Here is an 11048-nt window from a genome sequence, read left to right as displayed (position 1 = left end):
TAGCGGAACAATACAAACCGGACACAATAATCCTGGATGTTAATCTGCCCGACACGGACGGCTGGGAGTTATGCCGTAGGTTAAAACAGAACCCTGTAACAGAAAACATACCCGTAGTACTTTATACTGGCAAAGCGGTAAGCCCTGAGGAACAGGTACGCGGATTGGATGCCGGCGCGGAAGATTATATCGTTAAAGGAACTGACAACGATATTGTCCTTTCTCGGGTAAACAAAGCTGTTACCCGTGGAAAACAAGGTGTAATGTTAACCTACAAACGCGGCGGGTATGAGCTAAGCGCGATGCCGTTGGGTGTAAAAATAGGGGATAGGTTTATAGAGCTTACACTGAAAGAGTTTAAGTTTATCCACTTGCTGTTAAACAACTACGGCGAGGTTGTGTCACGAACTGAGTTATACAAGTCGTTGTTTAACTGCGAAGAAAGTATAGGCAAGAAAACCAGGTGCTTGGAGATCCTTGTACGCAGGGTAAGAGTAAAACTGGGTATAAAGACAAACGATGATAGTATTGAAACAGTTATAGAAAAAGGCTACCGGCTAAAATAACGTGGTTTTCTGTTATAAACGCCAATATGCCTTTAGGTGTTACATATTTGTAATTTGACAAATGTTATTATGTCTACTATTAATGTAAGTATGGATTCAAACCGCTTCATTGAATCGTTGTACCACAGGAATCTGCAAGTAATGTTGTATGTGAGAATAATATAAGGGGATATTTTGTTTGAGTTGAACTTTTTAAGTACTCAGGTGTCTAATATAGTAAATGGTAAGAACTGGGGAGAGATGAGTCTAATAAAATATTTAGTATTAATTTTACTGATAATAATTGGTTTTAGTAATACGTCTTATTCACAAGAATGGATTAATGAACAATCAATAATTGCTTCTGATGAAGAAATAGTAAGAGAAACGGAATTGGACATACCACCAAAGCAACAAGGTATCGGTTTTAATACTCAAAATTCTGAACCGATACAAAAGACAAACATTATGGATAAAGGCATAAAAATTAGTTCGGGTTCTGTTTTGGTACAGGATAAAATCAAGGGTTCTACTTCCCCGACGGCAGTACATAACCCGGCACTGGTTAAAGATAGTTTTTGGAATAATATATCATTTGACGCAAGTTATGGTATAGGTTTATGGGGATGGTATCAGCCTTCTTACTCTTTTATGAATTTTCTACCTGTTGCTAACCAAGTGAATACAATAACATTGTCTGCTAATTATAGGATAAATAAGTATGGACTTCGGTTGAGTGTAGCAAACAGTCAGGGAAGCATTGAAACTGGGTTTGGGAGGATACAATACACACTACAACCTGAGTATTTTCAAGAAGGTAATATAACAAAATATGTTAATAACAATTCTGCTTCAATTATTCCTATATATTATTATGACAAAAATGCATTTATTGGGGCAGGTATTGAGTATAACAATTTTGTTTTGGATTACGTGTATTTTTTCGAAAGAGGGACTTGGCCCACTTACTATAGATATAATTTTGATAGGAAAACAAACGAAAGCATATGGAGTTGGCAAATAGTATTTGGTTGGGAAAAGAACCTTTTTGGATATTTGCCAATAATGTGGATGATAACATATAAACATTGTAATTCTACTGTAGAAAAAATGTACGTTGATATATCCGGCATTCATATAAATTTAGGAATAAGATTTTCTGGAGGCAAATAATGAAAAAACTAAATGTTATTATTCAGGTCATCTGCACTCTGTGTTGTAATGCCAGTTTTGTATTGTCAGAACAACCACATCCAATAATATTTATTCATGGACGAAACAATCCATATGTTGAAAATACACCTATTCAATATTGGCAGGGAATAGGTAGTAAATTTGCAGACAATACTGCTATGACGAGAATAATAAGCGAATCATATGGAGGGTATACAACTGGTAAGTTAGATTGTACTAGTGAAACAGAGCTATCATCAACAAGTGAAAAACGTAAAATATACAATTTTACATATTACAATAACGATTGTGGTTGTATTGGCAGTCCGCCGTCTGCAACTGATATTAACTCACCTTCAGTTTATCCTTTTGGGTCAAACGGCGAAATATGGTTTTCTCTCGGCGTGCTTGGTGGTATAAAAGAAAAAATGAAGAAAATAGAAAGTTATACTGATCGTTGGAGAGAAGCGCGACATGCCGAACGGTTAGCGGCGTTTATTGAAGAAGTCTTAACAGCTACGGGGGCTGATCAAGTTGACATTGTAGCACATAGTATGGGTGGGTTGGTTTCCCGTGCCGCAATTAAGTGGTATAATTTACCCGATTCTAAAGTTCCTGTTTTTCAAAAAGTACATAAATTGCTGATGCTCGGAACACCAAACAATGGAGTTAATAAACCCGACTTTTGGTATGACTTATGGAAACAATTTACTTACGAAAATTCTATGGATGGCGAAATATTAGAGATGGATGCAAAAACTATATTCTTTGACAAAAATACTGGTCAAACAGGTTCTTATTGTAGCATACTAAATACAGGTGACTGGGCTCAAGGTGTAAAATACGCAACAATAGCCGGTACTCGTAAAGATAGCGGATGTTTATTATTTCCTCAAAATGATGATATTTTGGTTAACCCTGACATGGTATCTCTTCCCGGAGCTGAGTTTAACACTGTTGCGGGATTTAGTCATGGAACAACAAATGAACCAAACCCTGTTTGTGGAGGGAATACTATTGTAAAAGGCGAAGATTCGTTGACCTCTTCAACATTTACTACTGACGTTATAAAGAAATGGATCATAGATGATGTTGTTCCTGAGTTCGTATATTATCGTGACAATAAGTCAGTAGTCAAAAATTATGAAGTTCCAGCCGGATTAGCTGGATTAGTAAATATAAGTATTTCCGGTACAGGTAGCAATGACACTACAATTGTTAATTTGAACGAAGGGTATCGTGAAGCGGGTACTTACAGTTTTGGTTGGGATGGAAAGAACGATGATGGAGAGTATTATTTTAAAGACCAATCAGGGCAACTTGATATATATAAAGATTATGAATATAGCATCACGATAACTACGAATACTCTTACAGGTGGACACTCTACTGAAATAATACCTGTCGCACAGTCGCAAAGTACATTCAAACTCGCTGAAATCCCGCCTTTATTGTATGGAGTAGAAACCAATAGTCCATTTAACGTTAACAAGCCATTAGAAATAACCTTTCGTTTGTCCGAACCATGTTTTGTCACAGTCAATATTCTCGACATGAATAACCAAATTATTGAAACGATAGCTGATAATAAATGGGTTGAAAAACATAAAGATTCTGTTGTATGGGACATACGAGACAATAATGGAGCAGCTTTTCCAGTAGGGGATTATAAGTACGAAATCAGCGTAATGGATGCATGTCATAAATATGCTCCGAACTCGGTTACCGGTACAGTGCATAACAATGTTGTTCCAAACGAAACCGGTACAAATCTGAAATATTCTCAAATCTATAGTATGGAACTTGTATATGCACAACAATTTGAGGGTAGCGAAGATCATTATAGTGTCATAAAAGTTGAAATGCGGGACAATATAGTATTTCCTCAGATATATAAAACGAAACCGCTAGTGGTAATAAATCCAGGTGCTTATTCCGGTGGTCCGATTGCAAGCTATTATTTCTATGAAATTGATTATCAACCAAATGGAAGTGGCTGGGCAGGATGTATTATTAAAACATATGTGTACTGGGTGTTAGAGAATAAGGACAATTCGAATGCTGATAAATATTATTGGAGAGGAGGGAAACCTGAAGATCTCAGGTATTCATATCGTATATACCCAACGGATAAAATATGTGATAGGTTGGAAGGAGAAACTCCTTTTAGTGATGAGCATTATTTCAAATCTCAAAATTTTAGTTGGTCGCGACCAAAATATTATGAAGGGGTACCGCAAACCGAAAAAACAGAAACTGGGCAGCTAAGTTTGGATCCGACTATGACGGGCTATGTAATTGGTGATTACTTTTCATTTTATTCGGGACCTAATCAACTAACAAAAAATGAAAATATATCTTTCAACAGCAACACATTAACACTTTCTGTTACGCTTGAACCGTTTCAAAATTATGATCCATTTCAAAATGCGTATTACAATAAAACATTTTATATCAAAGCCTCCATTCCAATAACAGGGAAGATGAGTATACCATATGTTCCACAAAATACGAATCTGACAATAAATGTTCACTCAGATACTCATCCTTCAGAAACAATTTGGTATGCCAATAATAGTCCAGTTATTTCATGGAATGATCCACCTTATCAAGGCTATAGTTATGGCATAAGCCAAAATGACAATGCAGTGCTTGACGCCTCGATAAACAAAAATGTCAATTCTGTAAATTATAAAAATCTTTCTGATGGGATATGGTATTTTCATATAAAAGCATTAGATTGGGATGGTAATTGGACATCTACCTATCATTACAAAATACGAATTGACGCAAATGTTCCGTCTATACCAATACTTGCTACTCCACAAGATGATTTATCAACCTCAAACTCTGTTATTACGTTTTCATGGTCGCCTTCTACAGACATTAATTCCGTAAGTTATGAACTACAAGTATCAAATAACGAATATTTATCAAGTCCACTAATAAATGAAACCAATTTATCAAATATATCCTTTACACCAACAACTAGCTTAAGTGATGGAATTTACTATTGGCGGGTTTGCGCAAAAGATAGTATTGGGAATAAAAGCGAATGGTCGGATATTTATACATTTACGATAGATACAGCCTTACCGGGAAAACCTATACCATTGAAACCGATAGGATATTTTATAAACAACGGTATTGATACCCAAAAGTTTACCTGGACGAGTGTTACTGACATTTCCGGAGTACAATACGAACTAGTAGTTGATGAAGACGAAGGATTTATATCACCTGAACTACACGAAGAAAATGTATTAGAAACTGAGTTTTTACCGTTCGTCGCTTTGCCTGCTGGTATATATCATTGGCGTGTCCGCGCGATTGACGCTGCGGGAAATATCGGCGAATGGAGCGACGTGCAAACATTTTCATCCGTCCCATTGCCTTCAGCCGGCGCCAACACCCGCGCGGTGGCTTTGGACGCTAAACTTAATAAGTTGTACATCGCGAACAACACCGCTGACCCGTCGTTGTACATCTACGATCTCGACCCGCAGACTGGTATTCCGACACTTGCATATTCATACTCGTTCGATGTCAAAGCGGAGTGTTACCTTTCGTCGTTAGTACTTGACCCTGTAGACTCGCGGTTATACATCAGCGCGTCAGGCGGAACGCAACCGTACAACTTGTTGTTATGCACACTTGACCCCGTAACAGGGTTACCGTCGCAGGTAATAACTAATCCGGACGATACGAAAACAATAATTTCGCATAACATATATTTTCCTTCGGCAGTAGAAAGCATGGCGATGGACTACGTAACTCGCAAACTGTACGTTACTGCGCGCGATAATAGCGGGCAGATACCGGAAACCTTGTTCGTATACGATATAAACCCTGACGGTGCGTTGTCCTCCCAGCCGCTGCAAAAGTTTCAATTGGGTGTTATGCCAAGTTCAGTAATAGTGGATAGTGTCCGTAATAAATTGTATGTAGGCGAAGGCAGTGGCGAGGCCGGCGCGGTATATGTTATTACATTAGATAATGGTAACATAAAAACAACGGACGGGCAGCCTGTATTTACGAGGTATACAGTAGGCGACTTTGTATCGTCGTCAGTCCTGGGTATAGTAAGTAACAGGTTGTACGTAAGCCTTAAGAACGCAAACGGGCCTGATGTCGTGGTGTGTACATTAGACAATACCGGGAATATTATAAGTTATGACAACAACGTAGCAATAGGCACAAACGGTAATTGTGCGGAATCAATGTATCTGGATTCTATCCAACGAAAATTGTATGTGGGAACAAATACCGAACCTAACCTCTATGTTTACACACTTGACTCATCAGGATTACCTACTCAAGACACACCGCAGTCGTATTCGCTGGGGATAAATACTGTTTCTATGGCATACGATCCTATGAAAAACAAATTGTATCTTGGTAACGATAGTACTACCAACAACGTTTGTGTATTCCCGACAGGAACAGGTGAATACAAACCAATCGCAGATGTAACAACAGAAGAAGTTGACGGCACGCATTTATCACAAATATTATTGAATCCTACGAACGCGCAGTTTGTTTACCTTGACGGTGATATCCAAGACTCCGGCGCGTATGACGGTACAAAAGGGTGGTACCGGTACAGCAACGGTAAATGGTACGACAATTTAGGAAATATGTTTGATACACTCCCCAAAGTACCGTTAACCCCGGGAGATGTTGATAAAACAGTTAAGCTCACCCTGCTTGATGGCGCACGGCCGGGGTATTGCAATACATCTATTTATGAAGAAAAAACAATACCATTGGCAACCGCAGCGGATAAACGCGTGCCGGTAGTGTCAAACTTTGTCATTTCAAATCCCAACGTTCCTGCAGGAGAAAACGTGTATTTGACTTATACGCTTGACCGTTCGGCAAACATTGAACTCCGTATAGACAACATCGCTGTGGCAACCCAACCCGGGTGGCAGCGCGCGGGGTATAACAGCCATAAATTATTAGCGCAACCACTCGCCTCGGGAACGCATAACGTAGAAATTACCGCGAAAAACGAGGACGGGGATAGCAATACTGCGCAAACAATAGCATTCACAATACTTGGTCCCGACTTCCCGGCTGTCAAAAACGTTACCGCCAATCCGTCTGTGCAGATAGGACAAACTGTAACTATTGCATACACTTTATCAGGTACTGCTACGCCGCTTACCGGGTCGCTGAAAATATATAATCCCGCAGGTACCGTTGCACAATCGTATACCATAACAACCTCCGGCAGTCAGCAGTGGACGCCCACCGTTGCGGGGGTGTATAAATACGAACTAACGTTTACCGACGCTAGCAACCGCGTTGCTGCGCCAGTTAGCGGTAAAGTAATAGTATTACCAACAACGTATCAAACAACTGTGGCGCAGGAACTGACAGTATCCTCGCCGGATACAGTTGTTACAGCCAAACCGTTGTTACTTGCAAACATGCCGGAACTAATGTCAGGTTTATCTGCGTGTAACACTGAAGATCTATATCCCGTCAGCCGGGCGTACTCTCTTACCGGAACGATCCCACAGGGAAGTAAAGGTTACGTATCAGTCACCTACGACCCCGAAAAGTATTCAGGCGATTCGTTAGTAATCTGCAGGTACAACTCCGCGTTAACCCCGCCGTGGGAAGCTGTGGGTGCGAGCAGTGTTGATAAAGTTAACCACCGTGTGGTAACCGAAATTACAAGTACGTCATACTACTGCCTGTTCTCGGATACCCGTAAACCCGTGACTAATTCAGCATTTGCTGGGAACAAATACGAAACACCCGATATTAAATATTTGTCATCAAACGCAACAATATCTTTAGGTTATTCTGATAACTTAGAAAACGGTGTAGAATCCACCTCCTATCGTTTAGGCATAACCGACTGGCAGCCCTACACCGTGCCGGTTAGCGCAAGTGATCTTTTCAAAGTTGCAGTACCTTCGGGGTGTGTAGGGTTATGGACTTTCGACAGTGTCAACGGTACCACCGTATTTGATGAGTCTGGCTATAACAATAACGGTATTATCAGTGGGCAAGGCTCTACGCCTGTACTGGAAACCACGCCCCGGGGTAAAGGCTTGGTGTTTGACGGTGCGGATGACAGGGTTATAATCAACGACTCAGCATCACTTGACCTTACCACGGGTGTATCGTTGGAATTATGGTTTAAACCATCCCTCACCCCGCCGTTTGTATACAGTGCATTAGTGTATAAACTTGGCAATAATAACGTCCCGGGGTATAACGTGTATTACCGTATAACCTCAGACCAGGGCTTACCGGATAATGTTGCATTGTTTATGTTAACCACCCCGCCAGCGTCGTATAATAACAGTACCGGTGTAATCCCTGGTGAATGGAACCACGTGGTGGTTACCTGGCAAAGCCGTGAAGGCGGTGACCGGTATAAACGTATATACATCAACGGCAGAGAGAACCCGTTAGTCCGGCAACTCTTCAACGGTCCTATAGGCACGAATAACTCGCCGTTGTATATCGGGGTAGATATCCTCAACGGTAATCCTTATAGAGGCGTGATTGACGACGTTGCGGTATACAACCGCGCATTAACAGCGGAAGAAATATTTATGCGCTACCAAAACAATCAGGGGATAGCATCAATTCTGAGTTACCACAGTATCGACCGTGCGGGGAATGTTGAACCGGATAACACTGTTAATGTAGCACTGGACAATATCGCGCCGGTAACGCTAGTGAAAACCATTACCGGGCCAAGTTTTGTGGTTGACCCAATGGAAAACGCGTTACCTCCTGAATGGCAGGGTGTGGAGATAGACACCAGTGTGCTTGCTGATCCTACCAGTGCGTACTATGATATTGAAGCCGGTACGTTGACGTTACTTGGCCAGGCAGCTGTTGCGGGGTACATATTCAGCAGTAACCCCGGGCATTTGATACCGCTTAACATCCCGGGTAAAACTAACCATTACTATGTCACCTCTGAGACACAACTGGAGATAGTATCCGCAGATATGCCCAGTGGCGCTAATATAGTGAACTCGGGGTTAAAATCGTTTTGGTGGAAAGTAAAGGATATTAATGGCACAGAAAAACAGGCGGGGACGGTTGGGGGTGGGAATAATAGTGTCAACGTATGCCTGGAGTCATTAGATGACGGTGAGTACCAGCTTTCCTCTGCAGGTGAAGATAATGTCGGGAACCAGGAAGAAGTTGCGGTACTCGATCATTTGTATCTTGACAATACCGCCCCGGGTGCGTGGTTAGAGTTATGCGGTAAAACCAGGATTATAGGTGATACCACGTATGTCGGTACAACCACACAGTTTGTTCTAAGCGCCTATGACGGTACTATTGGCAGCGGTGTGAACACGCTATACTACGACGCGGACGCAGTCCTTCAACCGGGTATACTGTATGAAAGCAGTTTTTGTCTTGGAACTGCACAGAACCCTACGCTGGAAACCGTTACCGGTGTATCCGGGGTTTGGCATTTAAACGAACAGTCGGGTACGGTTGCTGCGGACTCCACCGGGCATGGGAATACAGGGAGTATAACCTCATCCCCGCAGCGTGTAATCGGGAAGTACGGTACTGCGTTTAAGTTTGATGGTAAAGACGATTGTGTACGTATCCCGCATAACAATACATGGCTGAAGTTTCCCGGGGTATCCTTCACAGTATCCGCGTGGATAAACCCGGCTACCTACACCTGTACGGGTGCGCGTACAGACGGGGAGAACGCGTATTTTGTAAGTAAAAGCAACCATTTTATGTTGGAACTTCGTGAAGACGGGATGATAGAAGCCTGGCTTGGGACAAAAGGTTTTGCGAAACTAACCTCTAAAACCCGTATCCCTGTCGGGAGGTGGTCGCATATCGCGATGGTATACGACCGTAGTACACAGCAGTTTGTATTATACGTCAATGGTAATGAAGAAAACCGTATGGCTGCAAACCTAAACACTACACAAACTATTTATGACTTAACCTTTGGCGCGAAGTATGCCGGTCAAAATTATTATAACGGCATACTTGACGACGTTATGGTAAGTTCCTGCGCGTTAACCCTTTCTGAACTGCGTGCACAGGTAAACGGTATTAACGGATTGAACTTAACCGACGGCATGCATGAACTAAAATATGTTGCAACTGACTATCTTGGCAATAAAGGGCAGGAAGGTAGTAAGACAGTCATCCTTGACCGTAAAGCGCCTGTGGTAACTATCACCAGCCCGGTTGGCGGTGAAGAATTTACGCCGGTAAACCAGGCGATTACCATAGGGTATAGCGTTAGTGATAACTATGACCCCGCCCCGGAGGTAATATCCGCGTACCTTGAATTACTGACTCCCGATGGCAGTACGCCGGTTGTACCGCCGGTGAGAGTTGATGTACTAGGGAAACAGGCGGTAAGTATTCTTAACGATATCCCCGCGGGGTATACCGACAACTACTGGCGGTTAGTATTAACCGCGAAAGATTGGTTTGACTCCACCGCCTCTACCTCTACGGGTAAGTTTAGGATAATCAAAGACGTACAGCCGCCGCGTACCACCGCATCAGCCGGGATGCCGAGTATAACAGAAAACGGTGTGGTTTTAATAACAAGCCAAACAAAATATGTATTGTCATCAGTTGACGATTTGGTTAACGTGAACGACGCTGCGGGGTTGGGTGTAGCGGATACGAAATACCGTATCGCAGTACCCGACCCTGTAACCCCCGGGAGTTATACCGGCGAATGGCGAGACTATAGCGCTGGGCAGGAGATAGAGTTTGTTGACGCGCAAAACGCAGCGTTACCCGATGGCGTGTACAGGCTTGAGTACTATAGTACCGATACTGTTGGAAACAAAGAAACAGAGCAGGGCATTAACATAATCGTGGACAACACCCCGCCTGTGGTAACGCTTACTTCTCCGCTGGATAATACAGTAGTAAACGGTGTGACATCAATAACCGCGGAGGTAGTTGATGCTAACACAATAGGCAAGATTGAGTACTACGTTAACGGTGTTTTAAGAAACACAATAACCAACCCCGTAGTCCAGCCCATAGCGTCAGTGGGTTGCAGCGAAAGTTATAGCTGGGCTACCCTCGCAGAAATTGACGGGCAGTATAGTCTAAAAACAAAGGTATACGATAAACTCGGTAATACCGCGGATAGCGCAGTACCTATAGTTGTGGTGAACAATAACGTATTGGATATCCGTAATACCGGCATAAGCCCCGCGGAGTTTAACCCCACCCTCGGGCAGGTGACAGATATTTATTACGAACTCACCGAACATTGTAAGTCCGTGACGGTAAGTATTAAAGGCGGGAGTATTGTTGGCGAACTTAAACTCGTGGATTCTA

Annotated in this window: 3 protein-coding genes; all 3 read left to right on the top strand. The window is 42.2% G+C overall.

Going from position 1 to position 11048, the window contains the following annotated elements:
• The coding region (locus WC955_11790; GenBank protein ID MFA5859732.1) for a response regulator transcription factor at positions 1-566 on the top strand (566 nt) is incomplete at its 5' end.
• Between the two features lie 174 nt (positions 567-740).
• Complete coding sequence (locus tag WC955_11785) at positions 741-1718, top strand: hypothetical protein (GenBank protein ID MFA5859731.1); 978 nt, start codon at positions 741-743, stop codon at positions 1716-1718.
• A partial coding sequence (locus WC955_11780) for a LamG-like jellyroll fold domain-containing protein (protein MFA5859730.1) occupies positions 1718-11048 on the top strand: 9331 nt, incomplete at its 3' end. The genes WC955_11785 and WC955_11780, both read left to right, overlap by 1 nt.

It is taken from the genome of Elusimicrobiota bacterium (genome assembly GCA_041658405.1).
Lineage (GTDB): Bacteria > Elusimicrobiota > UBA5214 > JBBAAG01 > JBBAAG01 > JBBAAG01.
This window is presented reverse-complemented; position numbering and strand designations above follow the sequence as displayed.